The organism is Arthrobacter oryzae (assembly GCF_030718995.1).
Classification (GTDB): domain Bacteria; phylum Actinomycetota; class Actinomycetes; order Actinomycetales; family Micrococcaceae; genus Arthrobacter; species Arthrobacter oryzae_C.
Genome location: NZ_CP132204.1, coordinates 994,038 through 1,017,774 on the forward strand (window position 1 = coordinate 994,038; position 23,737 = coordinate 1,017,774).

24 protein-coding genes and 2 pseudogenes are annotated in these 23,737 nt (G+C 65.0%); 16 read left to right on the forward strand and 10 right to left on the reverse strand.

Translation table 11 applies throughout. From position 1 onward, the window contains the following. Positions 1 to 87 precede the first annotated feature (87 nt). From Q8Z05_RS04620 to Q8Z05_RS04630, 3 genes are all read left to right on the forward strand, one after another. Positions 88 to 237: a hypothetical protein gene (locus Q8Z05_RS04620; RefSeq protein ID WP_305942319.1), complete on the forward strand. Its 150-nt coding sequence runs from the start codon at positions 88 to 90 to the stop codon at positions 235 to 237. 6 nt (positions 238 to 243) lie between these two features. Continuing rightward, the gene (locus Q8Z05_RS04625; RefSeq protein WP_305942320.1) at positions 244 to 558 is read left to right on the forward strand and encodes a DUF6221 family protein; all 315 of its coding nucleotides are present in this window, start codon (positions 244 to 246) and stop codon (positions 556 to 558) included. A gap of 71 nt (positions 559 to 629) precedes the next feature. Next, positions 630 to 1,271 (forward strand): NADPH-dependent F420 reductase, encoded by a 642-nt coding sequence (locus Q8Z05_RS04630; RefSeq protein ID WP_305942321.1) that lies wholly within the window; start codon positions 630 to 632, stop codon positions 1,269 to 1,271. 65 nt (positions 1,272 to 1,336) lie between these two features. Here Q8Z05_RS04630 and Q8Z05_RS04635 read toward each other — a convergent pair whose 3' ends face one another. Together Q8Z05_RS04635 and Q8Z05_RS04640 are read right to left on the reverse strand one after the other, a co-directional pair. Further along, positions 1,337 to 1,939 carry a J-domain-containing protein gene (locus Q8Z05_RS04635; RefSeq protein ID WP_305942322.1) on the reverse strand — a complete coding sequence of 201 codons (603 nt, stop codon included), beginning with the start codon at positions 1,937 to 1,939 and terminating at the stop codon, positions 1,337 to 1,339. A gap of 97 nt (positions 1,940 to 2,036) precedes the next feature. Continuing rightward, positions 2,037 to 2,505 (reverse strand): annotated as a pseudogene (locus Q8Z05_RS04640) (NADPH-dependent FMN reductase); the annotation flags it as partial. A gap of 198 nt (positions 2,506 to 2,703) precedes the next feature. Here Q8Z05_RS04640 and Q8Z05_RS04645 point away from each other — a divergent pair. The 9 genes from Q8Z05_RS04645 to Q8Z05_RS04685 all read left to right on the forward strand — a co-directional run bounded on the left by Q8Z05_RS04645 (position 2,704) and on the right by Q8Z05_RS04685 (position 14,618). Next, positions 2,704 to 3,723 (forward strand): matrixin family metalloprotease, encoded by a 1,020-nt coding sequence (locus Q8Z05_RS04645; protein WP_305942323.1) that lies wholly within the window; start codon positions 2,704 to 2,706, stop codon positions 3,721 to 3,723. A 101-nt stretch (positions 3,724 to 3,824) separates the two neighbouring features. Beyond that, complete coding sequence (locus Q8Z05_RS04650) at positions 3,825 to 4,076, forward strand: DUF2630 family protein (RefSeq protein WP_305942324.1); 252 nt, start codon at positions 3,825 to 3,827, stop codon at positions 4,074 to 4,076. A 92-nt stretch (positions 4,077 to 4,168) separates the two neighbouring features. Continuing rightward, positions 4,169 to 4,897, forward strand: a complete 729-nt coding sequence (locus tag Q8Z05_RS04655) for a FadR/GntR family transcriptional regulator (protein ID WP_305942325.1) — start codon at positions 4,169 to 4,171, stop codon at positions 4,895 to 4,897. 208 nt (positions 4,898 to 5,105) lie between these two features. Further along, on the forward strand, positions 5,106 to 6,518 hold the full coding sequence (locus Q8Z05_RS04660; RefSeq protein ID WP_305942326.1) for an aspartate ammonia-lyase: 1,413 nt from the start codon (positions 5,106 to 5,108) through the stop codon (positions 6,516 to 6,518). Between the two features lie 83 nt (positions 6,519 to 6,601). Continuing rightward, on the forward strand, positions 6,602 to 7,903 hold the full coding sequence (locus tag Q8Z05_RS04665) for a dicarboxylate/amino acid:cation symporter (RefSeq protein ID WP_305942327.1): 1,302 nt from the start codon (positions 6,602 to 6,604) through the stop codon (positions 7,901 to 7,903). 599 nt (positions 7,904 to 8,502) lie between these two features. Continuing rightward, the gene (locus Q8Z05_RS04670; protein WP_305942328.1) at positions 8,503 to 10,101 is read left to right on the forward strand and encodes a PucR family transcriptional regulator; all 1,599 of its coding nucleotides are present in this window, start codon (positions 8,503 to 8,505) and stop codon (positions 10,099 to 10,101) included. Beyond that, positions 10,098 to 11,042 carry a glutaminase gene (locus Q8Z05_RS04675; RefSeq protein ID WP_305942329.1) on the forward strand — a complete coding sequence of 315 codons (945 nt, stop codon included), beginning with the start codon at positions 10,098 to 10,100 and terminating at the stop codon, positions 11,040 to 11,042. Before Q8Z05_RS04670 ends, Q8Z05_RS04675 begins: the two co-directional genes overlap by 4 nt. Positions 11,043 to 11,117: 75 nt before the next feature. Then, entirely contained in the window at positions 11,118 to 12,632 is a 1,515-nt protein-coding gene (locus tag Q8Z05_RS04680; RefSeq protein ID WP_305942330.1) for an amino acid permease, read from the forward strand. A 255-nt stretch (positions 12,633 to 12,887) separates the two neighbouring features. After that, the gene (locus Q8Z05_RS04685) at positions 12,888 to 14,618 is read left to right on the forward strand and encodes a thiamine pyrophosphate-dependent enzyme (RefSeq protein ID WP_371745925.1); all 1,731 of its coding nucleotides are present in this window, start codon (positions 12,888 to 12,890) and stop codon (positions 14,616 to 14,618) included. Position 14,619: 1 nt separating this feature from the next. Here Q8Z05_RS04685 and Q8Z05_RS04690 read toward each other — a convergent pair whose 3' ends face one another. Continuing rightward, positions 14,620 to 15,300, reverse strand: a complete 681-nt coding sequence (locus tag Q8Z05_RS04690) for a DUF2306 domain-containing protein (protein ID WP_305942331.1) — start codon at positions 15,298 to 15,300, stop codon at positions 14,620 to 14,622. Between the two features lie 405 nt (positions 15,301 to 15,705). On the opposite strand from Q8Z05_RS04690, the gene Q8Z05_RS04695 reads away from it, so the two are divergent. Continuing rightward, the gene (locus tag Q8Z05_RS04695) at positions 15,706 to 15,903 is read left to right on the forward strand and encodes a hypothetical protein (protein WP_305942332.1); all 198 of its coding nucleotides are present in this window, start codon (positions 15,706 to 15,708) and stop codon (positions 15,901 to 15,903) included. A 109-nt stretch (positions 15,904 to 16,012) separates the two neighbouring features. Here the strand turns inward: Q8Z05_RS04695 and Q8Z05_RS04700 are convergent, their stop codons facing one another. From Q8Z05_RS04700 to Q8Z05_RS04710, 3 genes are read right to left on the reverse strand one after another with little or no spacing between them, the layout of a single operon-like run. Then, positions 16,013 to 16,510 carry an SRPBCC family protein gene (locus Q8Z05_RS04700; RefSeq protein ID WP_305942333.1) on the reverse strand — a complete coding sequence of 166 codons (498 nt, stop codon included), beginning with the start codon at positions 16,508 to 16,510 and terminating at the stop codon, positions 16,013 to 16,015. Between the two features lie 14 nt (positions 16,511 to 16,524). Further along, entirely contained in the window at positions 16,525 to 16,857 is a 333-nt protein-coding gene (locus Q8Z05_RS04705; RefSeq protein ID WP_305942334.1) for an ArsR/SmtB family transcription factor, read from the reverse strand. Between the two features lie 57 nt (positions 16,858 to 16,914). After that, positions 16,915 to 17,499: an adenylate kinase gene (locus Q8Z05_RS04710; protein ID WP_305943482.1), complete on the reverse strand. Its 585-nt coding sequence runs from the start codon at positions 17,497 to 17,499 to the stop codon at positions 16,915 to 16,917. Between the two features lie 220 nt (positions 17,500 to 17,719). Here Q8Z05_RS04710 and Q8Z05_RS04715 point away from each other — a divergent pair, with 220 nt between their 5' ends. Then, positions 17,720 to 18,985: an NYN domain-containing protein gene (locus Q8Z05_RS04715; protein ID WP_305942335.1), complete on the forward strand. Its 1,266-nt coding sequence runs from the start codon at positions 17,720 to 17,722 to the stop codon at positions 18,983 to 18,985. Between the two features lie 96 nt (positions 18,986 to 19,081). Here Q8Z05_RS04715 and Q8Z05_RS04720 read toward each other — a convergent pair whose 3' ends face one another. Continuing rightward, positions 19,082 to 19,345 (reverse strand): GlsB/YeaQ/YmgE family stress response membrane protein, encoded by a 264-nt coding sequence (locus tag Q8Z05_RS04720; RefSeq protein ID WP_043484223.1) that lies wholly within the window; start codon positions 19,343 to 19,345, stop codon positions 19,082 to 19,084. A 311-nt stretch (positions 19,346 to 19,656) separates the two neighbouring features. Here Q8Z05_RS04720 and Q8Z05_RS04725 point away from each other — a divergent pair, with 311 nt between their 5' ends. Continuing rightward, positions 19,657 to 21,144, forward strand: coding sequence for a hypothetical protein (locus Q8Z05_RS04725; protein WP_305942336.1), 1,488 nt, complete (start codon positions 19,657 to 19,659; stop codon positions 21,142 to 21,144). Positions 21,145 to 21,159: 15 nt separating this feature from the next. Here Q8Z05_RS04725 and Q8Z05_RS04730 read toward each other — a convergent pair whose 3' ends face one another. Both Q8Z05_RS04730 and Q8Z05_RS04735 read right to left on the reverse strand, forming a co-directional pair. After that, positions 21,160 to 22,092, reverse strand: coding sequence for a DUF817 domain-containing protein (locus Q8Z05_RS04730; protein WP_305942337.1), 933 nt, complete (start codon positions 22,090 to 22,092; stop codon positions 21,160 to 21,162). Between the two features lie 15 nt (positions 22,093 to 22,107). Continuing rightward, the gene (locus Q8Z05_RS04735; RefSeq protein WP_305942338.1) at positions 22,108 to 22,881 is read right to left on the reverse strand and encodes an oxygenase MpaB family protein; all 774 of its coding nucleotides are present in this window, start codon (positions 22,879 to 22,881) and stop codon (positions 22,108 to 22,110) included. A 66-nt stretch (positions 22,882 to 22,947) separates the two neighbouring features. Between Q8Z05_RS04735 and Q8Z05_RS04740 the strand changes: the two genes are divergently transcribed. Further along, positions 22,948 to 23,421 (forward strand): NUDIX domain-containing protein, encoded by a 474-nt coding sequence (locus Q8Z05_RS04740; RefSeq protein ID WP_305942339.1) that lies wholly within the window; start codon positions 22,948 to 22,950, stop codon positions 23,419 to 23,421. A 28-nt stretch (positions 23,422 to 23,449) separates the two neighbouring features. Here the strand turns inward: Q8Z05_RS04740 and Q8Z05_RS04745 are convergent. Next, positions 23,450 to 23,704, reverse strand: a pseudogene (locus tag Q8Z05_RS04745) (TfoX/Sxy family protein); the annotation flags it as partial. Positions 23,705 to 23,737 lie beyond the last annotated feature (33 nt).

Here is a 23,737-nt window from a genome sequence, read left to right on the forward strand (position 1 = left end):
CCTTGACAGCTCCTCGGCTCCGGGAGCTAGATGATCAGTAGTGGGAGTCCACTAGTCACAGCACGAACCACCGCAGAAGGAGCGGACATGAGCGAGAACCCACAGGCGTCGGAGCGTGTCCACAGCGAAGCTCCGGCAGAGGGCGACGAGAACGCTGATCCGAGGGACATCCGGGTGCATTCGCAGGATCCGGCCGAAGGCCGGGACATCACAGAAGGGGCAGCAGCCGAAGGGTGAGGTGCCGTGGACATTGTCGAGTTCCTCTCCGAGCGCATCAGGGAAGACGAGGCAGCGGCCCGAAAAATCCTGAATGACCGCGCGGTCTCCGAATCGGGGAGATGGTACGAACACCGCCTGTTGCTGGAGTGCGAGGCGAAGAAGAGGGTCATCCGCATCGTCGAGTCGGCCCGGCAGACGGCGCTGGCCACCATGGTCAGCGACCCCTTCGAGGAGGAATCCCGCTGGATTCCCGAGGCCATCGAATGGACCACGCGGTCGCTGAAGGCCCTGGCACTGCCCTATGCCGAGCACCCGGACTTCGAAGAAGACTGGCGGTAAAGCCGGCTCCTGGCATGACGCTTTGTGGCACGCGGTGAAATATCCCCGGCCCGGGCGGTGTTGGCCCGGACATGACAACAATCGGAATCATCGGTGCAGGACACATTGGAAGCCAGATCGCCCGCAAGGCTGTGGAGCTCGGCTATGACGTGGTCATCAGCAATTCGCGGGGGCCCGAGACGCTGACGGACCTCGTGGCGGAACTGGGACCCCGGGCCCGGGCCGCAACAGCTGCGGAGGCGGCCGCGGCCGGCGAATTCGCCGTCGTGACCGTGCCACTCAGGAGCATCGGGGACCTTCCGGTGTACCCGCTCGAGGGCAAGATCGTGATTGACACGAACAACTACTACTGGGAGCGGGATGGCCGCTTCCCGGAACTGGACAGCGGTGAGGCCACAACGTCCGGGTTGTTGCAGAAACACCTTCCCACTTCCAAGGTGGCCAAGGGTTTCAACCACATCATGGCCAGGGAGATCACCACTGACGGGACGCCTGCCGGCACGGCGGGCCGCCGTGCCCTTGCCACGGCCAGCGACTACCCCGAGGCAGCCGAACTGGTAGCAAGGCTTTACGACGAGTTCGGCTTCGACACCGTCAATGTCGGCCCGCTGTCCGAAAGCTGGCGGGTTGAACGCGACCGCCCGGCATACGTCGTGCGCCAGACTGCCGCCGAGCTCACCGAGAGCGTGGCCCGGGCTCCCCGCACCGTCTGAGTTTCAGGCGTGTGACATTCAGGCGCTGACGTTCAGGCGCGAAATTCAGTCGCTGTGTGCCCTCCTCACGTTCCGCCATCCCGGATCCGCCGCCACCACGATCGCTTCACTTCCGGCTCCGGTGGCGGCTCAGCGGCGGCGCGGGCAGCCCGGCGTTCGCGCCAGCGTTGCACTTCCGCGTCTACGTCACGGGTCTTGGTGATGACCGGCGGGCCGCCCTGGAGCTGGCGGCGGGCATCGATCACGCGTTTGTTGAAGTCCTGCAGGATGTCGCGGACCTGCTTCTCCGAGTATTGGGCGTCAAGCCGGGCGTCCAGTTCGGCGTCTTCAGTCCGCAGGAGGATGGCTTTGGGCCCCATGCCGGTGAGGTTCTCGCGCTGGATCAGGCCCTTGACCCACCAGTCCGGATCGTAGTTCTCGCCCAGCCCGGGGATCGGCTTGCCCGCGTACTTCAGGTTGTCGAATTTCCCCTGGGCCATGGCATCACGGATCAGGTATTCGGCCCGTTTGGCGTCATCCACCTTCCGGCGCTTTTCTTTTTCCTTTTCCTCGGCAGCGGCGAGCTCCGCTTCCTCCTGGGCTGTCATGCCGGTGGCACGGACGGCACGCAGTTCGACCGCACGCTCCAGACGGCGCCTGAACGCGCCGCCGGCTCCTTCACTGTGCATGTCCACACCGTCCCTGGCCGATCCTGAATTATCTGCCTTCCAGTATTCAGAGGCCCCGCGGGAGTTTCAATCTTCACTTCGCTTTTGCGTGTGCCCTAAAATCGGCGGGATTGAACTTCAGGTAGGCCTCGGGGGCATTGAGCTGGGGCGCGTCGAGGAAGCTGAGGACCGCCCGCATGGAGGACTGCATGACCGCAGTGCCGATGCTGCCCGGTGATGCCCGGTGATGCCCCGATGATGCCGGTGGGTTTGCGGGCGAAGGAGTTGGTGCCCCAGGGGCGTGATCCCCAGTCGATGGCGTTCTTGAGCGCGCCGGGGATGGAGCGGTTGTATTCAGGGGACACGAACAGGATGCCGTCCGAGCCCTCGACGGCTTCCTTCAGGGCACGCCCGGCGGGCGGGAAGTCGGCGTCGTAGTCGTAGCTGTAGAGCGGGAGGTCCTTGATGGGGATTTCCGTAAATTCAAGTTCCTCCGGAGCCAGTTTGATCAAGGCCTTGGCGAGGGTGCGGTTAATGGAGCCGGAGGCCAAACTTCCGACGAAGTAGCCGATCTTGAACGTTGCCATGCGACAGGTCCCTTCTTTGGACCGGCCTGGGCCGGCTGGCCGACTGGTGGGCTGTGCCCGTGACAGGCGCCGCCCACCAGCCAGTCCAGCACACAACACCTACGGCGGCCAGAGCCTGGATGCTGGTTTCACCTGGCCAGCCCTTATGCTTTCCTCATCCGTCCGGGGAGACGGAGTTGTGCAGCCAGGGGGACACTGTTGCGTTTTGATTCCGGAGAGCCGGGCGCTCCTTCGAAGAACCTTTCAAACACCAACGGCATCCCGGCAGGGGTCCGTCGTTCCCGCAGCGGGCGGATTCCAAAGTGGGCCATCGACGAAGCCCTTGGCGGGATCGAGGATCCGGCGCCTTGGCGGTCTGATCCTTCTCCGCTCCAGCGCACCAAGGGTCCGGGCTTCTTCCGGCGCCCCGTCTGGAGGGCTGTCACCCGAAGGGCGGGGCGGAAGTCCACCGTTGCCCTGGCGATAGCCCTTGTTGTGGGGCTGTACTTCACGCCATCGCTCTTGGAAAGGTTCGTCCTCCCAATGGTTCTCCCGCACCTGCCGGGCGCCAACGTGCCGCCGCCGGGTGTTGAGGCCGCTTCTGCCCCGCTGGGCCACCCGCCGGCGCCTATAGAGTCCCGCTCTTTCGTGCTGCAGCCGTCGCCCGACCCCGACCAGCCTTTTGCCGCCTATGATCCGTGCCGGCCTGTGCATTATGTTGTTCGTCCGGATAACGCGCCGCCGGGCGCGGAGCAGCTGGTCGCGGAGGCCGTCGCCGAGGTTTCTGCCGCCAGCGGGCTGCGGTTCGTGTACGACGGAGTCACTGCGGAGGCTCCGAGCGACCAGCGAAAAACCTACCAGCCGGACCTCTATGGCAAACGCTGGGCGCCGGTCCTGATCGCATGGTCCACCCCGGAAGAGTCGCCCGGCCTGGCGGGAAATGTGGCCGGGCTGGGCGGCAGCAGCATGGTGAATGCCTTTGGCTCCCCGTATGTCCTGGTCGCGGGACAGGTGCGCCTGGACGCGCCTACGCTGTCCGACATCATGCAATGGCCGGAGGGATCCGCCCCGGCGCGCGCCATTATCATTCATGAACTCGCCCACGTCCTGGGACTCGACCACGTCAATGACCCGAGCCAGCTCATGTACGGCGACGGAAACCATGTGACGGGCCTTGCCGACGGAGACCGCGCCGGTCTGGCCCTGCTGGGCGGCGGCGAGTGCGTTCCGCAGCTGTGAGGTAAAAACTCACCAGCAGAACCCATCGTTCAACAGGGGTTCTGGTCATGCCCGGCGGTCAACACTACGCTGGCTGGTACCCCGCCAGGAAGAAGGACACCATGGACGAACAGGACATCCTGCAACGCATCCAAGGGCTCGTTGAGGAGGAACGCGAGCTTCGCGAAAAAGCGGAATCTGCTGCGCCCGGGCCCGAGCATGCACCGGACCGCACGCGGCTCAAGCGCATCGAAGAAAACCTGGACCAGTGCTGGGACCTGCTTCGCCAGCGACGTGCCAAGCTGCAGTACGGCGAGAATCCGGATGAGGCCGAGGTGCGCCCGGCCAAGCAGGTGGAGGACTACCGCGGCTGATTCGGCGTTCCTTGCGGGCGCCGAGCCACCTCGGACACCGAAACATTCAGGAGCCCTTTGACAGGTTCTGTGACAAGTGCCATAGTCGTCATATGAACCTGTTGGACAGCTGGACAGCTGCGCAAGATCGAGTGGTGCGAGTTGGCGCGGCGGAAGCCGTGTTCGCGTCCCTCCGCAGTGCCATCGAAGGCGGCAGGATCCCGGTAGGCACCCGTCTCGACTCGGAAGCCTCGCTCGCCAAGCAGTACGGCGTGAGCCGGACGATGGTCAGGGAGGCACTGCGTTCGTGCACCGCCCTGGGATTGACGGCCACACATACAGGCAAGGGCACCTTCGTCATCGCTGACAAGGTTGCCCAGGACCTCAAGCTCGGCAAATACTCGGCAAGCGCCCTGGTGGAGGCCCGCCCCCATGTGGAGGTGCCTGCGGCGGGGTTGGCAGCCCAGCGCCGCAGCGCCGAAGATGTGGAGGCCCTCCGGGAAATCCTCCGGGAGATGTCCGAGGAGGATGATATCCACCAGTGGGTGCTGTTGAACACCGAGTTTCATGTGACCATCGCCCGGTGCAGCGGCAACGGCGTGTTCGAATCATTCCTGTCGGACATCTGCGACGCCATGGCCAACCAGTCCAACACCCTCAACCTCGTGGCTGACCGGCGCAAGGAATCGGGCGAAGAACACGCACGCATTTTCGCTGCCATTGAGAGCGGTTCAGCCGAGGACGCATCCCAGGCAATGCGGATGCATCTGCACGGGGTGGAATGCGCCCTGGGCACCATCGTCCCGGGAAGCGAGAACACCACGTCCGGCCCGACACGCTAAACGCCAAGCCCCGCAGTTCGCCCAGCCACCCCTGACCTGACCTGATCCAAACCGCGCAAGACCACGCGGCTCCCCTGCCGTGGCACACCCATGCCTCCGCCCTGGGTGCGGCGTCCCTCAAGCCTGCCCAAAACCTTGATCTTTTCTGCCCAGTTGCCCGTCCAAAATTGCCCGTCCAAACCCGTCAAAGAAGCCCCGTGAGGACCCCATGACCATCCCCTTTGCCGCCCCTTTCCGTTCCGAGCACGACCTGCTGGGTGACCGTGACGTCCCCGCTTCCGCGTACTGGGGCGTCCATACGCTCCGGGCCGTGGAGAACTTCCCCATCAGCGGCCAGCCGCTCTCCTCCAACATGTACCTGGTCCGCGGCCTCGCCGCCGTGAAGCTCGCAGCCGCCCGCACCAACCGCGAACTGGGCCTGCTCGACGCCGAACGCGCCGACGCCATCGAGGCCGCCTGCACCGACGTCCTGAACGGCAAACTCAGCGACCAGTTCGTCGTCGACGTCATCCAGGGCGGCGCCGGGACATCCTCGAACATGAACGCCAACGAAGTCATCGCCAACCGCGCCCTGGAAATCCTCGGACACCCCAAGGGCGACTACGCCCGGCTCCACCCGAACGACCACGTCAACCTCTCCCAGTCCACGAACGACGTCTACCCCACCGCCGTGAAACTCGGCACCATCTTCGCCGCCCGCGAACTCCTCGCAGCCCTGGCAGAACTCGAAGAAGCCTTCGCCGGCAAAGCCGCCGAATTCCGCACCGTGGTGAAAATGGGACGCACCCAGCTCCAGGACGCCGTCCCCATGACCCTCGGCCAGGAATTCGGGACCTACGCCGTCACCATCGGCGAGGACCGGCTCCGCCTGGCCGAAGCGGACCTGCTGATCCACGAAATCAACCTCGGCGCCACCGCCATCGGCACCGGCCTGAACGCCCCTGCCGGCTACGCCGCAACAGCCTGCCGGCACCTGGCCGACATCACCGGACTGCCCCTGGTCACCGCCGTGGACCTCATCGAAGCCACCCAGGACGTCGGCGCCTTCGTGCACCTCTCCGGCGTCCTCAAACGCGTGGCCGTGAAACTCTCCAAAATCTGCAACGACCTGCGCCTGCTCTCCTCCGGCCCCCGCGCCGGCCTCGGCGAAATCAACCTCCCCGCCGTGCAGTCCGGCTCCTCCATCATGCCCGGCAAGATCAACCCGGTGATCCCGGAAGTGGTCTCCCAGGTCGCCTACGAAGTCATCGGCAACGACGTCACCATCACCATGGCCGCCGAAGCCGGGCAACTCCAGCTCAACGCCTTCGAACCCATCATCGTCCACAGCCTCCACAAGAGCATCTCCCACCTCGAAGCCGCCTGCCGCACCCTCACCGCACGCTGCGTCCGGGGCATCACCGCCAACACCGAACACCTCCGCCTCACCGTGGAACAATCCATCGGCCTGGTCACCGCGCTGAACCCCCACCTCGGCTACGCCACCGCAACCGCCATCGCCCAGGAAGCCCTCGCCACCGGCAAGGGCGTGGCCGAACTCGTCCTCGAACACCAGCTGCTCACCGCCGAGCAACTGCAAGAACTCCTCAGCCCGCAACGCCTGGCCAACCTCAGCAAATAACACCCCAACCACACCCCACCCGACCACGGGAGCAGGGGCACACCGCCGTGCCCAAAATCCCCGACCCTACCCAAGGACTGACTATGAAAAACAAATCAACGATGTGGATTCTGGCCGCACTCGTCTTCGGAATCCTCAGCGGGCTGGTCTGCCACTGGCTGCTGCCAGTGGCAACGCGCGAATCCCTTGTGACGGTCCTCGACACCGTGACGCACATGTTCCTGAACCTCATCAAGATGATCATTGCCCCGCTGATCTTTGCCACCCTCGTGTCGGGCATTGCAGGCGCGGCAAAATCCGCCGGAGTGGGCAAGCTCTTTGGCCGCTCCATGGTCTGGTTCCTGTCCGCCTCCGTCCTGGTGGGGGCCTTCGGATTCATCACCGCCCATATCCTCAACGTGGGTGACGGACTCAACCTGATGCCGGGCGGTGACGCCGGGATGGAAACGAAACCCCTCGATTACCAGGAGTTCATCACCCACATCATCCCCACGAGCGTCTTCGCAGCCCTGACGGCGAACAACCCGCTGCAGATCCTGGTCTTCGGTGCTCTCTTCGGCATCGCACTGCTGAACCTGCGCAAGAAGGGCCGCTCCTCCATAGCGGATGCCATCGACGAACTCATGGGCGTCATGCTGAAGGTCACCGGGTATGTCATGCTGGCTGCTCCAGTAGGCGTTTTTGCCGGCATCGCAGCGGCTTTCACGTCCCAGGGCCTGGACGCCTTCGCCACTTACGCTTCGTTCATCGGCGGCTTCTACGTGTCCCTCTCGGCCCTCTGGATCATCATGATCGCCGTCGCTGTGGGCTTCCTCGGAACCGCTGCCTTCCGGCTGGTCCGGATTGTGCGCGAACCGATGGTCATCGCGTTCGCAACCTCCAGCAGCGAAGCCGCCCTCCCCAAGCTCATTGAAGGCCTGACCAGGTTCGGCATCGAGAAGCGCACCACCGGTTTCGTGCTGCCGCTCGGCTACTCCTTCAACGTGGACGGTTCCATGATGTACATGACCTTCGCGTCGGTCTTCCTGATCAATGCCTACGGCATCGACATGGATCTTGGCCAGCAGATCGCCATGACCGCAATGCTTCTGCTCAGCAGCAAAGGCATGGCCGGCGTGCCGCGCGGATCACTCGTCGTCGTAGCGGCCGTCGTCCCCGGGTTCGGCATCCCCGCCGCCGGAATTGGTGTCCTGCTCGTGATCGACCAGCTCCTGGACATGGGACGCACCGCCACCAACATCCTGGGAAATGCCATTGCCACCGCGGTCATCGGCCAGAAGCATGACAGGTCCTCTTCCCGCCTCGAAGCGGAACCTTCCGCAACCTCACACGCCGCCGACGACACCGAATACAGCAGGGAGCCTGAGCGCGTTTCGATGCACTGACCGCTCCCGCCCAACCGCACCCCCTTCAACCAGCCGAATCCACCCCACCGAAAGAAAGGCCATGGCCAATGACCGCTGACTTGGAGCTTCAGAGCCCGACGGACGCGCAAACCACACAACGAAGGAAAAAGACGCCAAGAACACCCATCAAGGCACAAATCGTCGACTACCTTGCGAGCAACGGCGCAAGCAAAGTAGCCGACATCAGCACCGGCATCGCATGCTGCCGGGACTCCGTAAGGCACCATCTTGCCGCGCTTGAGAGCGCTGCGATCGTCCGTTCCAACATTGCCCCCGGAGAAAGAAGCCGGTTCACACCGTTCTACGCCCTCGCCCCTGAAAGAAGAGTTTCGGGCTCCTAACCGAAAGGCGCGGGCCACCTGGTGACCGGACGACGGCGGGACCTCCCGCCGTCGTCCGCCGGGGCACTACAGGCAAGGGGCCAACGCTGTTCTCCCCGAGCCGGTTGCGCCTTGGTTCCGGGACCTAAAAGGTGCCGCCGGATTTGGTCCGGCATCCATATTTTCCCGGAAATGCTCTGGATAGCATGGGGTGACCGGACAGAGCCGTCCGGCGGGTATCAATGCAGAAAGAAGCCCATGGCCGCAGTTACAGTGGACGATATCCTCTCGGATCTCCCCCTGGGTTTCGCCAGTCTCATCCTTCGGCCGTCCCGCGCCGATTCACCGATTGAACGCTTCCTGATCGTTGACGCCGACGACGAGACGTCCGACGGCGGCGCTTCGTTTGTCCTGCTGATCGGGGTTCGCGGACGCTCCGCTCTGCCGGCGCTCCGGCGCCTTGTCAAGAATCCTCCCCTCGTGCTGGCCGTCAAAGGCACTCCCGGCGAACTCGGGGAAGCTGAAGAGCTGCTCCGGGCAGCCGGAACAGGCCTTCTCCTGGTGGACCCCGCCGCTGACTGGGACCGGCTCCTGTCCATAGCCAAGGACCGGATCACGCCCCGCAGTTATCAAAGCGAAGTGCTGACCCTGCTGGAAGAGGACCTGTTCGCCATTGCGCAGACCACTGCACGCCTGACGTCGAGCCACGTGGTGATTGAGGACGCCGCCAACAAGGTCCTGGCCTATTCAACGGTGACGAATGACATCGACGAGCTCCGCAAGGCCTCGATCCTTGCCCGCCGCGGTCCGCGAAAATACGAACTCCTCCTCAAGGACCTTGGCGCTTACCGCGAACTGCACCGGACCCGGCTGCCTGTCAGGGTTCCGGCCCGGCCCCAGGACGGCCTGCGGGAGCGCATCGCCGTCACCCTGTTCGCCGGCGACCGCATCATGGGATACATCTGGCTGCAGGAAACCGGCGGCGGTTTCGGGGACGACGTCGACTACGTCCTCACCGGATCTGCCGCGCGAGTGTCAGCCGAGCTGATCCGCTACCGCAACCAGCAGTCGGTGCACATGCGCGAGGACCGGATTGCGCGGCTCCTCTCAGGCCCGGCGGAAGCCGCGGCGAGCGCCCACAGCGAGAAGATCCCGGCGGACCGGCCCTCGGCACTGCTTCTGATCGGAATGTCGGCATCCGGAGCGCAGGCAGACGATGCAGCGCTCAAACACGGGGAACTCGCCAACCTCGCCTCCATCCACGCGGCTGCCTACAAACAGTCCGCCATCGTGGGACAGTTCCACGGCGACACCGCCGTGATCATCCCGGCACTCCAGTCCGCCAATGCCGAAGCCGGACTTCGGAGCCTGGCCGAGGCCATCGTGCGGGACGCCGGGAAGCATCTGGGCATCAGTCCCTTCGCTGCAGTGGGACCAGTCGCCCCGGACCTGCTGTCGATTCATTCCGTGACCGCCAAAACGGAGGCACTACTGGGCTGCATGCGGCGCTCCCGGGCCGCAGCGGTGGCCACCGTGGACGATTTCGAAGCGGACATCCTCTTCCACGAAGCACTCGAAAATTTCACAGCTTCCGCTTTCCGCCATCGCGGCCTCTGGTCCCTCCTCCGCGACGACGGAGAACTGGCCGAGACCCTTCGCGTGTATTTCGAGGCGTCGCTGGACGTTGGTGAATGCTCAAAGCGCATGAAGCTGCACAAAAACACTGTCTATTACAGGATCAGCAAGGCCAGCCGGGTGACCGGTTTGAATTTCAGCGATCCCCGCCATTCATTGGTCGCCCTGCTCCACATCCAGGAGTGGGCCGGCAAGCATAAGGAGCACCTGGGCAACACATGAAAACAGCACTCGAATCACCGCCTCTCGGCCTGGTCCTGGACGACATCGTGCGATGCCACCGGCCCCGGATTGAGGCAGGGTCCGTTCCCGCCGGCATCCCCCACCTGTCGGCTCCGCCGTTCAGCCGTTTCGGGATTGCGGTGGCCACATGTTCCGGCGACCTGTTCAGCGCTGGTGACGCCGATCTTCCCTTCTCCATCCAGAGCATCTCCAAGGTCTTCACCCTGGCCCTGGCACTCGGCGGAGACGACCCCGGCGCGCTCTGGTCCCGGGTGCTCCGCGAACCGTCAGGCACATCGTTCAACTCCCTGGTCCAGCTCGAAGTGGAGCACGGCATTCCCCGGAATCCTTTCATCAACTCGGGCGCCCTGGTGGTCACCGACCACCTTATGGAGAGATTTCCCGACGCCGCCGACCAGGTCCTGCGATTCCTCTCCAGGCAAGCGGGCTACGAAAAGGGCGCGCAAGGCCCTTTCATCGACGAGGCCGCCGCGGACAGCGAGCTCGCCAACAGCAGCCGCAACCTTGCCCTTGCCCACTTCCTGAAGGACTTCGGCAACCTGCGGCGTCCCGCCCAGGCAGTGGTGGAGAACTACGTCCGGCAGTGCTCCATCATGATGACCTGCGTGGAGACGGCGAAGGCTGCGCTCTTCCTGGCCCAGGGCGGCCGGGGCGCGCAGGGCACCGTGGTCTCCCGGAGTGAGGCCAAGCGCATCAGCTCCATCATGCTGACGTGCGGCATGTATGACGCCGCCGGCGAATTTGCCTACCGCGTCGGACTCCCGGGAAAGAGCGGCGTAGGCGGCGGAATCCTGGCCATCGTCCCCGGCGAAGGCGCCATCTGCGTCTGGAGCCCCCGGCTGGACGCCAAGGGCAATTCCCTAGCCGGGACTGCTGCCCTTGCCGATCTGGCCGAGCGCACCGGGTGGTCTGTTTTCTGATCTGCCCCTCCACTTTTTCACGCAAACCCCAATAGAACCCCCATGTAGATCTTCAACCGGTCGAAAGGATCACCCATGTCCAACAACCCCAATGACGAGGTTGGCCAGTACGAGGCAGACGGCGGCCACGCGCACGCCTCTGACAGACTCCTTCATGCGGAGGATAAGGGCTACCACAAGAGCCTGAAACCGCGGCAGATCCAGATGATCGCGATCGGCGGCGCGATTGGCACCGGCCTGTTCCTCGGTGCCGGCGGCCGGCTGAACGCTGCAGGCCCATCCCTGGTCATCGCTTACGCCGTCTGCGGTTTCTTCGCCTTCCTCATTCTCCGCGCACTGGGCGAACTAGTGCTGCACCGCCCGTCGTCAGGCTCCTTTGTCTCCTATGCCCGTGAATTCTTCGGCGAGAAGGCAGCCTTTGTCTCGGGCTGGTTTTACTGGATCAACTGGGCCACCACCACCATCGTGGACATCACCGCCGCAGCGCTCTACATGAACTTCTTCGGCCACTACATCCCCTGGATGGCGGACGTCCCGCAGTGGGCGTGGGCCCTGATTGCCCTTATTGTCGTGCTGTGCCTGAACCTCGTTTCAGTCAAGGTTTTCGGCGAGATGGAATTCTGGTTCGCCATCATCAAAGTCGTCGCCCTCGTGGCGTTCCTCATCATCGGCACCTACTTCGTCATCTTCGGCACGCCGGTGGACGGACAGGCAGTCGGCTTCAGCCTCATCACCGACAACGGCGGAATCTTCCCCAACGGCATCCTGCCCATGATCATCCTCATGCAGGGCGTGCTGTTCGCCTACGCCTCGATCGAACTGGTCGGCACCGCCGCCGGCGAAACCGAACACCCGGAAAAGATCATGCCCAAGGCCATCAACTCCGTGGTCTTCCGCATCGCCGTGTTCTACGTCGGCTCCGTCATCCTGCTGGCCCTCCTCCTGCCCTATACCTCGTACGAAAAGGGCGTCAGCCCCTTCGTGACCTTCTTCGGCTCCATCGGCATCCAGGGCGTGGACGTCATCATGAACCTCGTGGTCCTCACCGCCGCGCTGTCCTCCCTCAACGCGGGCCTCTATTCCACCGGCCGCATCCTTCGCTCCATGTCCGTGGCCGGCTCCGCCCCCCGGTTCGCCCAGCGCATGAACAAAGCCGGCGTCCCCTACGGCGGCATCGCCATCACCGCCGGAGTGTCCCTCCTCGGCGTCCCACTGAACTACCTCGTCCCCTCCCAGGCTTTTGAGATCGTCCTCAATGTCGCCTCCGTAGGCATCGTCGTCACCTGGGCAACCATCGTCCTCTGCCAGATGCAGCTCAAACGCTGGGCGGACAGGGGCTGGCTGAAACGCCCCTCCTTCCGGATGTTCGGTGCCCCCTACACCGGCTACCTCTCACTCCTGTTCCTCGCCAGCGTCCTCGTGATGGTCTTCATCGATTCCCCGCTCACCCTTTTGGTCACCCTCATCGCCTGCGCCCTCATGGTTGCCGGCTGGTACGCCTGCCGGAAACGGATCCACGAAATCGCCGAGGCACGTGACGGCTACACCGGCGCCGCGCCCGTGGTGGCCAACCCGACTCCCATCCGATAGCTAGTCCCGCGATCGCCCCGGGCGCACCCCGCCAAACCACACCGACCGAAAGCCTGCCATGAACCGACAAGAGCTGCTGAGCCCCCAACCCGACCGGGCGCGCGCGGACAACCAGACGATGGACAGCTGCGAGGACGGCTGCTTCTTCTGCACCGGACCGGAAACCGACTAGGCGCCACCGGCGCCACCGCCCAACATGCACATCCACCCAACCCAAGAAGACAAGTAGTGATGACAACGGAGTCCGCATCCACCATGACAGCAACCGACACACAGCCGATCGACGGCGATACCATCAACCACCTCGCGGCACAGCCCCTTCCTTCGGCTGGCCCGGAGGCCATGGGCGGCCGCGGGGCCCTGAAATCCGCCGGGCACGTGATTGTCGACTCGCTCGTGGCCCATGGGGTGGAGCGCACCTATGTTGTTCCCGGCGAAAGCTTCCTGGACGTACTGGACGGACTGCACGGTTCGGACATCGACACCGTGGTCTGCCGCCACGAGGGCGGCGCGGCCTACATGGCCGAGGCCGACGGCAAAATGAACCAGCGTCCGGGCGTTGCCATGGTCACCCGCGGACCCGGGGCGGCCAACGCCCATGTCGGCCTGCACACGGCCTGGCAGGATTCCACCCCCATGCTGCTCTTCGTGGGGCTCATCCCTTTTGCGCACCGTGACCGCGAGGCGTTCCAGGAATTCGACATCAAGGCCTGGTTCGACACCGGGGCCAAGCGGGTCATGGTGCTTGACCATGCCGAGCGGGCGTCCGAGATTGTTGCCGAAGCCATGTTCGCTGCCATGAGCGGACGGCCGGGACCCGTGGTGGTGGGCCTGCCCGAAGACATCATCCGGCAGCAGGTCGACCCGGCGCTGCACCCCGCCATCCCGGTTGCCACCGGCGGGATGAGCAGCACGGATACCGAAGCCCTCGCCAGCGCCCTTGCACTTTCCAGCAAGCCGCTGTTTGTCACCGGAGGCAACGACTGGACGCAGGAAGCGGCCGGCCAGCTCACCCGCTGGCTCGAAAAGCACCACATCCCGGCCGCCGCTGAATGGCGCACGCAGGGTACCGTCTCCTTCGACTCGCCGTCCTACGTGGGTCCGATTGGCTACGGCCGCCCCCGCCCCACGTACGACCTCCTGGAGGAAACCGACCTGCTCGTTTTCGTTGGGACCGTGCCCGGAGACGTGATCACGGACGGATTCCTCTGCCGGCAGGACTGGAACAAGCAGAACTTCCTGGTCACCATCGACCCCTCGCTGCGGGGCCGCTCAGGCCCCGTCTCGCGGCAGATCGTGGCCAAGCCGGATGCCTTTGTCCGCGATCTGCTGGAGATCAACCTGCCGGTGAAGGAGGAGTGGAAAGCCTGGACGGCCAGGATGCGTGCCGAACAGACGTCCTTTGCCGCCCTGCCCAAGGCCGCGGCGGAAGGTCCCGCGAAGATGGACACCCTGATGGCCAATCTCGTCCCGCGGCTGCCCCAGGACGCCATGGTGACGTTCGGGGCAGGCGAGCACACCAACTGGGCGCACCGGTACTTCCCCACGCGCCGCTACGCCTCCATGATCAGCGCCAGGAACGGCTCCATGGGCTACTCCATCCCTTCGGCCATCGCCGCATCGCTGGCCAGTCCGCAGCGCCGGGTGGTGACCATCGCAGGCGACGGTGAATTCCTGATGAACGGGCAGGAGCTGGCCACCGCCGCCCAGTACGGGGCCACCCCGCTCATCGTCGTGATGGACAACCAGGAGTACGGCACCATCCGCACCCACCAGGAACGGCACTACCCGTCCCGGGTGTCGGGGACACAGCTGAAGAACCCCGACTTCGGCCTGATGGCCAGGGCCTTCGGCGGGTACGGCATCACGGTCACCCGGGACGAGGACGTGCCGGCTGCCCTCGACGCCGCGTTCCAGGCCATCGACCGGGACGGGACGTTTGCCCTCATTCACCTCATCGTGGAGCAGCGCGTGAAGGCGTACTGACCTATCGGCGGGGCACGCCCGCGACCCTGCGGCGGGTGGCGCGGCGGTGGATGACGTACTCGGCCACAACCACGTTGATCACCCAGCCCGCCCCCAGGAGCACCGCACGGGCGGGCGCGTCCGTGGGGCCGATCAGCAGCAGCCACGGGATGCCCACCAACGCCTGCGTTCCCGCGCCGACGGCGATCGCGTAAGCGCGCGTCATCCAGGCACCGTGCCCCACGAAATCCCGCCGCCTGATCGCGTCGAGACCCAGGACGATGCTCACCAGCATGGCCGAGCCGAAGAACAACCGGAGCGGGACGTCGGTGTAGCCGTCCGGGAGTGGATAAAACACCGACATCCACAGTCCGGAAAGCGCCGCGAGCAGACCGGCGGGGATGAGGATGCGCCCGGCGATGCGATGCCAGCCGCGCCTGTCCCGAAGGGCCGGCATGAACTGGAATGCCCCCAGCAGGGAGTACACGGTGACGCTGACAATGTGTGTCACCACCGGGACCGGAGAGGCGAAAAACCGCGCGTTCTGCGGCGTGACCGCCGAACCAGACGTCAGCTCGGCCAGCCGCAGGGCGCCAAAGATCACCGGGATCAGGCTCAGCAGGATGAGGCCGGCGGGCACGGGCCACTGGGGCCGTGCCCGCCGGACGGACGTGGCGGCGGGACTGATGACTTCGGTTGACATGGCGGATCCTTTGCAGGCTTGGTATACGGCGTACACCTCGTGCAACCGACCCTAGGTGTACGCCGTACACTTGTCAAGGGCACCAGCCCTGATCAACGGCCGCTAATGGCCCTGTGATGAGTCTCACGCGCAATGAACCGATATTGGCTTGAGACGCCCCCGCCCCTCTGTGCATCATGGAAAGGACGGTTGAGAACGCGATTTCACAACCGCACCAGCCCTGATTTCGCGCTTCGGCGGAGAGAATGCAGCGGCAAGGAACGACCCAACCTGGTGGACGCAACGAGGCCAAACCAGTGAGCTCGCCGAGCTGCGCAAGGCCTCTGAGCGTTCATGAATAGACCCGTCCCGGGCTCCGCGCCGATGCGAAGCCCACGACCGAATTTCTGAATGAGGCACCGAATAATGACGTTCGAAACCAATCACTCCGTGACCGTAAAAATCTGGGACCGCTCCGCGATCGACCACACGCTGGACGCCCTCGTGCACGACATTTCCTCGAAGGCCAACGCCCACCGGAACGACGTCGCCGTTACCCTCAGCGGTCCGAACACCTTCACGGTGAGCCTGAACCGCAGCGCCGCCCAGGGCGCCGCAGTCTAGGCGTACTAGCCGCGGACATTAGACGCAACAAAACGCCAGCGGACGACGGCGGGAATTCCCGCCGTCGTCCGCTGGCGTTTTCGGCTTGAACCGTCAGCAGCGGTCCGCGTCAGGCGTGGGAGTGCTCGGCGAGCAGGGCATCGATCTGGCCCGCGGCCTCCTTCATGCCTTCCTCCATGCCCATCTTGACCATCTCTTCCATCTGCTCTTCGGAATCGAAGGTGGACATGATGGTCATGCGGGTGCGGCCCCCGATGTCCTCAAGGTCAACAGCGGCATGGGCACTGCCCATGGCATCCACGGGCGCTCCGGTTTCGTCAGCGAAGCCGTCATCAAATTCGAGTTTGCGCGGCGCCTCGATGGTTCTGAATTTCCACCAGCCTCGGGGCTTCTCGCCTTCGGGGGTGGTCATGTAATAGTCGGCCTTCCCGCCGGGCTGGAAGTCGAACCGGTCAAACGTGGCCGGGTAGTTGGGCGGGCCCCACCAGCGCTCAAGCTGGCGCGGGTCCTCCCAGAGCTGCCAGACGCGCTGGACATCGGCGTCAAACTCGGCGATCAGGGTGAAGCTCAGGGCCTCGAGATTCTTGGTGGAACTGATAACGGTCATTGCGGAACCCTTTCCTATCCTTCAGCGAGAATGTCTGCGATCCGCTCGGCACGCTGCCGCCAGATCGCCTCGTACTCATCGAGCAGCCAGCGGGCTTTCTCCAGGCCATCATGGTTTCCCCGCACGATCTGCTCCCTTCCGCGCTTTTCCTTCGCGACCAGGGAAGCGCGCTCCAACACCGCCACATGCTTCTGGACGGCGGCGAAACTCATGGCGTAGAGGGCGGCCAGGCCGGAAACCGAATACTCCCCGACTGTCACCCGGCGCACGATGTCGCGCCGGGTGGCATCGGCGAGCGCCTGAAAGAGGCGGTCCAGTTCGGCTTCACTCATCTGATCTACAACCATTTGGTTGTAGAATATGACCGCCGGGGACTGCTGTCAATGGGCACCAGCTTGCCGGATCTAGCCGCCGGCCACCGTAACTTTCTTCTGGTTGTCGACGGCCGTCATGACCCTGTCGGTCACTTCGTCGACGCCGCCGATGCCGTCAACCCTGGCCAATATTCCCCGCTCGGCATACTTCGCCACGACGGCCTCGGTCTGCTCGTGGTACAGGTCCAGCCGGTGCCGGATGACGGCTTCGTTGTCGTCGCTGCGGCCGGTCTCCCGGGCGCGGCCCAGGAGGCGGTGGACCAGTTCGTCATCATCGGCGGTCAGCTGCAGGACCACCTCCAGCTCCTGGTCACCGTTGGCCAGGATCTCATCCAGGTAGTCCACTTGGGCCGCAGTGCGCGGGTAGCCGTCCAGCAGGAAGCCGGTTTCGACGTCGTCCTGGCTGAGGCGGCTGCGCACCATTTCGTTGGTGACGCTGTCAGGGACAAAGTCACCCACGTCCATGTACTTCCTGGCCTCGATGCCAAGGGGCGTCCCGCCCTTCACGTTCGCGCGGAAGATATCGCCGGTGGAGATCGCCACGACGCCGAGGCGTTCGGAGATCCGCTCCGCCTGCGTGCCTTTTCCGGAACCGGGCGGGCCAATAATCAGCATCCTCGTCATTCACATACCCTTCCTTGTGCCGTTGCTTCATGTCAGGTGAGACCAGACAGGCTGCATCGCTGCGGTGCCTGACAGAAGGGTACGACGGCGGGAGGTCCCGCCGTCGTCCACCGGCCTTTTTGTCCAGCTAACGGTAGCTATGGTGCAGTGGGCGGTCGCGCGTTTCGCGAAAAAGCTCCCCGGAACCCCCGCTTGCTGGCACACTGAGCCAATGAAAGAGGCGCGATCTCCCTTCCGACGGCCCGGAATCCGGGCGGCCATGTTTGTCGATTTCGACAACGTGTACACCGGCCTGCTGGCCCTCGATCCCCTGGCGGCGAAGCGGTTCGCCGAAGACCCCAAACATTGGGCGGATGCCTTGTCAGCCGGCGGCTCCGCCGAAAGTTCCCGCCGCTTCCTGATTCGAAACTGCTACCTCAACCCGGTGGTGTACTCGAAGTACCGGACGTACTGGACCCGCGCGGGCTTCCGTGTGATTGACTGCCCGTCGCTGACGCAGCGCGGGAAATCCAGCACTGACATCAACCTGGTGCTGGATGCGATGGACGCCCTGTCCGGCGGCGGGGGCATCGACGAGTTCTTCATCGCCTCGGCAGATGCTGACTTCACGTCCCTGATCCAGCGTTTCCGTGCCGCGGACAAGATGACCACCGTGATCGCCGCCGGAGCCGTGGCCTTTGCCTACCGTGAGATGGCGGACAGCGTGGTGGAGTCGCACGACTTCGTGGCCATCCTCAACGGCACCACCGGAGAGCCGATCCACGCCGTGGCCTCGGTTCAGCCGCCCCAGGCCCAGTCGGCCGCGAAGGCGAAGCCCAAGACATCATCGAAGAGTGTTTCCGCTGCCGTCCGGGAGGTCTGCGAGTTCGTTCGCACCGCCCCGGGTCCGGTTGTCGGGGCGATGGTGGCCCACCGGGCACTGACAGCGGATCCTTCCCTGAAGACCGACTGGGGAGGGTGCGGAAAGTTCGGGACCTGGGTGGCCCAGATCGGCAACGGCGTTGAATACTCCCCTTCCCGGGGCGGCTGGGTCTGGGACGCACAGAGGTTTTCCAGTGACGACCTGCCCGCGGATGCCGACGTCGAGCCCGGCATCGAAGAGCGGGTCACCAGGGTGACGGACGTGCCCGCGCTGTCGCAGGCCCAGTTCCGGCAGTTGTTCCAGGCAATGGCTGCCAGGCTTCGCGAGACGCCGGTCAACCGCAACGAGCCGGTCAACCGCAACGAACTGTCCCGGCTGGTCCGGGACGACTGTGTCACCGCGGGCCAGCCGGTCTCCCGGGGCGCCGTGAACTTTGTCATTCAAGGCCTGGGCTACGTCAACTATCCCCTCAATGAGAATGCGGCGGCGGACGGCTTGGCGGCGGCCTGGACCGAGAACGTGGAGGAGCTGTGCCGGGTGGCTCTGATGGAGTTCGACAACGGCGAGAAGGTGGCGCTGCGGCGCTGGGCCAGCGGCGGGTACCTGGAAGCGTAGTTCGCGCGGCAGGCGTCAGTGAGGGGACGACGGCGGGGAGGAACCGCCGTCGTCTGTCTCGGTCTGCTACGGTGTGCGGCCTCACGGACCGCGCGGTCATGCCCTGCTTCGGCGCGTCACGGCGCCGTAGATGCCCAGCACAATCACGGCGCCCAGAATAGCCAGCAGCCAAGTCCTGAGATCGAAGAATTCAGCGAGGCCGCCGCCGAAGACCAGCGAGCCGATCCATCCTCCAAGGATGGCGCCAACCACGCCCAGAACCATCGTGACGACCCAGCCGCCGCCCTGCCTGCCGGGAAGTATGGCCTTTGCGATAGCTCCCGCGATCAAGCCGAGCAGGAGAAAACCGAGAATTCCCATGACGAGCTTCCTTCCGAATAAGTGAACCGTTGAGGTGCGACAGGAGCAGGAATTCTGCCGGGACGTGCCACGTCCCCTGCCTGTTGCCCTTCCGCGATCCGGCTGCCGGCACCTGCCGGTGACCGAAGTCTAAGGACTCCCACCGGGCCCGTCACGAGTAGCCGACACCTGAATATGCGGCCGTACACATGAATTGCCGTCGCGGACTACGTGCCCGGGAAACACGGGGCGCGTAGTCCGCGCGGGAGGTCAAAATACCCTAGGCGGTATGCCCGTTGAATCATAGCCTTGGCTTCTGGCTAAGGAGGCCGATGATGTCCGTTCGTGGAGTCAAGACCGGCAGGTTCAGGGCGGGCACACAAAGCCGACCCCGGGTGGCCTGCGCCGTGGTGAGCCTGGTGGCTCTGGCGGGATGTTCATCCGGTGGAGGGACGCCGGGCGCCACTTCACCAGCGGGGACACCCACGGCGACAACTACTGCGCCGCCTGCCTCCTCATCGGGCAGCCCTGCAGCAACCGGCCTCCCGGAGGCGGTCTTCACGGACGCGCAGCTCGTGGCGATCATCAACGGCGTCGGCCAAAAACGGAACCTGCAGTTCCCTGCAGCCCAGGACTCCGAGCGCATGCGCAGCGGAGCGTCCAGCGGTTCCTTCCCCCAGGTCAGCACCGAGACAACCCCCGGCGAGTGCATCGCCTTCGTCCCCGAAAACCCGTTCGTGCGCTGGGCAGACAAGAGCGTGAACTTCGCCGAGGGTGTTATGCCGATCGGGGCGCAGTCGGGACCGACCACCACCATCATGGTCTCCCTGCGCAGCGCCGAAAAGGGTGCCATCGCCAAGGCCGATTTCGGCTACACGGACGATCTTGCCTCCCGCTGCAGCCAGTTTGACCTGGCGTCAACGGAGTCCGGCCGGACCTCGACGTACGCTGTCCAACTACTCCCGGCTCCCTTGGTCGGGGAGAAGCCTGTCGGGGAGAAGCAATACGGCTTGATGCAGACCACGAAGCCGAAGGGGCCAGGGGATTTCGGATTGGTCGGGTTACGGGTGCTTGCAGGATCCGTGTCCATCACCCTGAATCTCTCAGTGGCCGCGCTCAACTCCGAGTCCGAAGCCAAACCGGCCCTAGACGCCATGGCCGGCCTGGCTGAGGAGCTCATCGACCAGGCCATGACAAAGCCTCCGACAGTGGCTCCGTTGCCGCCCAACTCCCGTTCGGCTGACGATCTGGTCGCCCTATTCAAGGACGTGACCGGACCTAACGGGAATCCCGTAACCCTGCCTGGCGCTTCGGTCATCGGCCCCGTGCCTGGCTTCACCGCGTCCGCCCCCTCCTCACAGGGTGCCTCACCTCCCTGCATCTTCAACGATTCGGCGTACTACGGTTCGCTCGTGGGCGCGGTCCACGGCCAGGGGCAGATCCAGGGTGCCACCAAGATGGACTACACCGTGTTCAGCGTGATCAGCATGCCGGCCACGGCAACGCCGCCGTACCCGTTTGACACCCGGGCCACCGCACTTCGCGACTGCGCCACGATCCAGGAGGAAATGGTGGGCAGCGGTCCGCGAACGTGGTCGGCTGTCTCGCAGCTGAACAGCGCCATCGCCGCCGACTCGAGCTACGCCGTCGCCTACCAGGTATCCGACGGCACCGACGAGTGGCATGTCCGGGCCGGCGCCCGCAAGGGGACATTGTCGGTGGAGGCCGGCAGTCAGACGTCCTCACTGGCCGAAGCCCAGGCCACCGCCGACCGGCTGGCGGCATTCTTCGGCAGCGTGTTCTCCAATGCCGGGCTGTAGAGCCAGCCGACACCGTTATCGGCGCGGCTGGCTGGCCGGCAGGTCTTGGAGGGGCCCGGGAGGTAGTGCGCGGGCAGCTTCACTGCGGGCATCCTCCAGTGCCTCCGGCGGCTGCGGCTTGTACACCCAGGCCACCAGCACCACCGAGATGATCATCAGCAGGAACCAGGACACCAGTTTGTCGAGCGAGACCATGTGCCAGCCGTCCGCCTGGCTCGGGTAAAGCCATGCCCCGGACCACGTGGCGATGTTCTCCGCAATCCAGATGAACAGCGCCACCAGCAGGAACGCAGCCACCAGAGGCATCCGGAACTTCCCGCGGAAGACGCGGAAGTGCATGACGCACCGCCCGAAGACGATCACGACGGCGGCCAGCAGCACCCAGCGCGCGTCCCAGATGTAGTGGTGGGTGAAGAAGTTCACATAGACGGCCGCGGCGATGACCGCCGTGATCCACCGCCGCGGGTACCGGGCGAAGCGCAGGTCGAAGAGCCGGTAGACACGCACCATGTAGGAGCCCACGGCGGCGTACATGAAGCCGCTGAAGAGCGGGACCGCCCCGACGCGCAGGAACCCTTCGGCCTCGTAGGACCATGAGCCGGCGTCGGTCTTGAACAGCTCCATCACCGTCCCCACAATGTGGAACAGCACAATGACCCTGAGCTCGCAGACAGTTTCCAGCCGGGTTGCCACCATCAGGATCTGGATGACGACGGCGGCGAGGGTCAGGAAGTCGTTCCGGGCCAGACCGGCGTCGTCGGGATACCACAGGCGCGCCGCCAGCAGCACGGCGAGGAGCGCGGCGCCAAAGATGCATGCCCAGCCCTGTTTGAGCCCGAAGACCACAAATTCGGCGAGCCTGGACCGGGTGCCGCCCGCAGGCGCGCTGTCCAAAAACCGGTGTGCCCGCTGATCGATCAAAAGCTCTACGGATGTGAAGCTCCGCACTGATCCCCCGTTTCCCTAGGCTGCGCCGAGCCTGCCCAGGCAGTAGTTCTTTGGCCAGTGCCGGACTCTCCGCGGCAGCCGTGGATACACCGCCGCGGACCACCGCACGGTGCGGTCGAACCAGCGGCCGTGACGTGCAGTCCACGGTAGCCCGAACCCTTGCCGCAGCTGGTCCGGCAGAAGCCCCGCGGTGATGAAGCGGGCCAGCGGCATGACCACGCGCTGCCAGGGCCGGGGTTCCCGCGGATACAGCAGTTTGCGGGCCACGCTAGAGGTGACGTCGTCGGCCGCCAGCCGCTTCAGGCAACTTTCCCAGTAGCGGCTGAACGCCGCGCGGTCGGCAGGCCACAGGTCCGCGGGAAGCTGCAGTGCGGTGCCGATTCTGGCGTAGTCCCGGTACATGAGGTCGGCTGTCTCGTCGTCCAGCGGACCGTAGATTCTTTCGTAGACCGTGACGGCAGTGTCGTACAGGGTGGCCACCACCCAGAGCTGGGATTCCGCGTCGAATGCGCTGTAGCCGGGGGAACCTGCATCTGGCTTCCTGCGGACCGGCGCATGGGCTCGGTTGACGCTGCGGCGCACGGCCGCCGCCTGGTCCTCCGTCCCGTACACCACGGCATAGACGTAGGTCAGGGTGGAGCGGAGCCGTTCGAGCGGACGGTCCGCAAAGTTGCTGTGCTCGGCCACGCCGTGGCCCACCGCAGGGTTCGCGATCTGCAGCAAAATTGCGCGTCCCGCCCCGGCGAGCAGGACGGCTTCCGCTCCCATGTCGGCAAGTCCACGCACCATGCCCACACACTACCCGAGAGCCGGCCCTCGCCGCCGCCCGCGTATAGCCTTGGAACAGGAGGCGACATGACGGTTCGTAGCGCAGGCATCTTGCTCTACCGGTGGCCCCCGGCGGCCGGGCTGGAGGTCTGGATAGCCCACATGGGCGGACCCTTCTGGGCCCGCAAGGACGAGCACGCGTGGTCCATCCCGAAGGGTGAATACGCCGAGGACGAGGACCCGCTGATGGCCGCCCGGCGCGAGTTCGCCGAGGAAATGGGCCATCCGGCGCCGCCGGCCGACTACCTGGATCTGGGCGCCTTCAGGCAGCCGTCAGGGAAGGTCATCACAGCGTTCGCGGCCGAGTGGGACTTCCGGCCAGAAAGCATTGTGAGCAACACCTTCCCGCTGGAATGGCCCCGGGGATCCGGCGTCATCAACCACTACCCGGAGATCGACGACGCCCGCTGGTTCAGCGAGGCCGAAGCGCGAACCAAGCTGGTGAAAGGCCAGCTTCCCATCCTTGACGCCCTCGTGCAGCGGTTGCGGAACAGCGGTTAGGGCAGCGAGGGGACCGCGGACGACGGACCGGGAGCCCGACGTAGCCGCCCATGGGCCGTTCGGCCGGGCCGAAGGGCAGGGTTTCGCGGCTGCCCGCCAGCTCCTCGCGGTCAGCATCCGCGAGCCTCAGGCCCAGGGTGGAACCGAAAAGCCCGGCGAACATGTTTCCGTTGACGAAGGCGCCCAGGTTGCCGAACATCGGTTTGACGTCAATGCCGGGCAGCCCGCTCACCAGCGATCTGAACTGCTCTTTGTCAGCCTCAGTGGGCTTTGCCATTTCCATGGTGGCGCCTTCCGGTCCGGGCCTTCATTATCA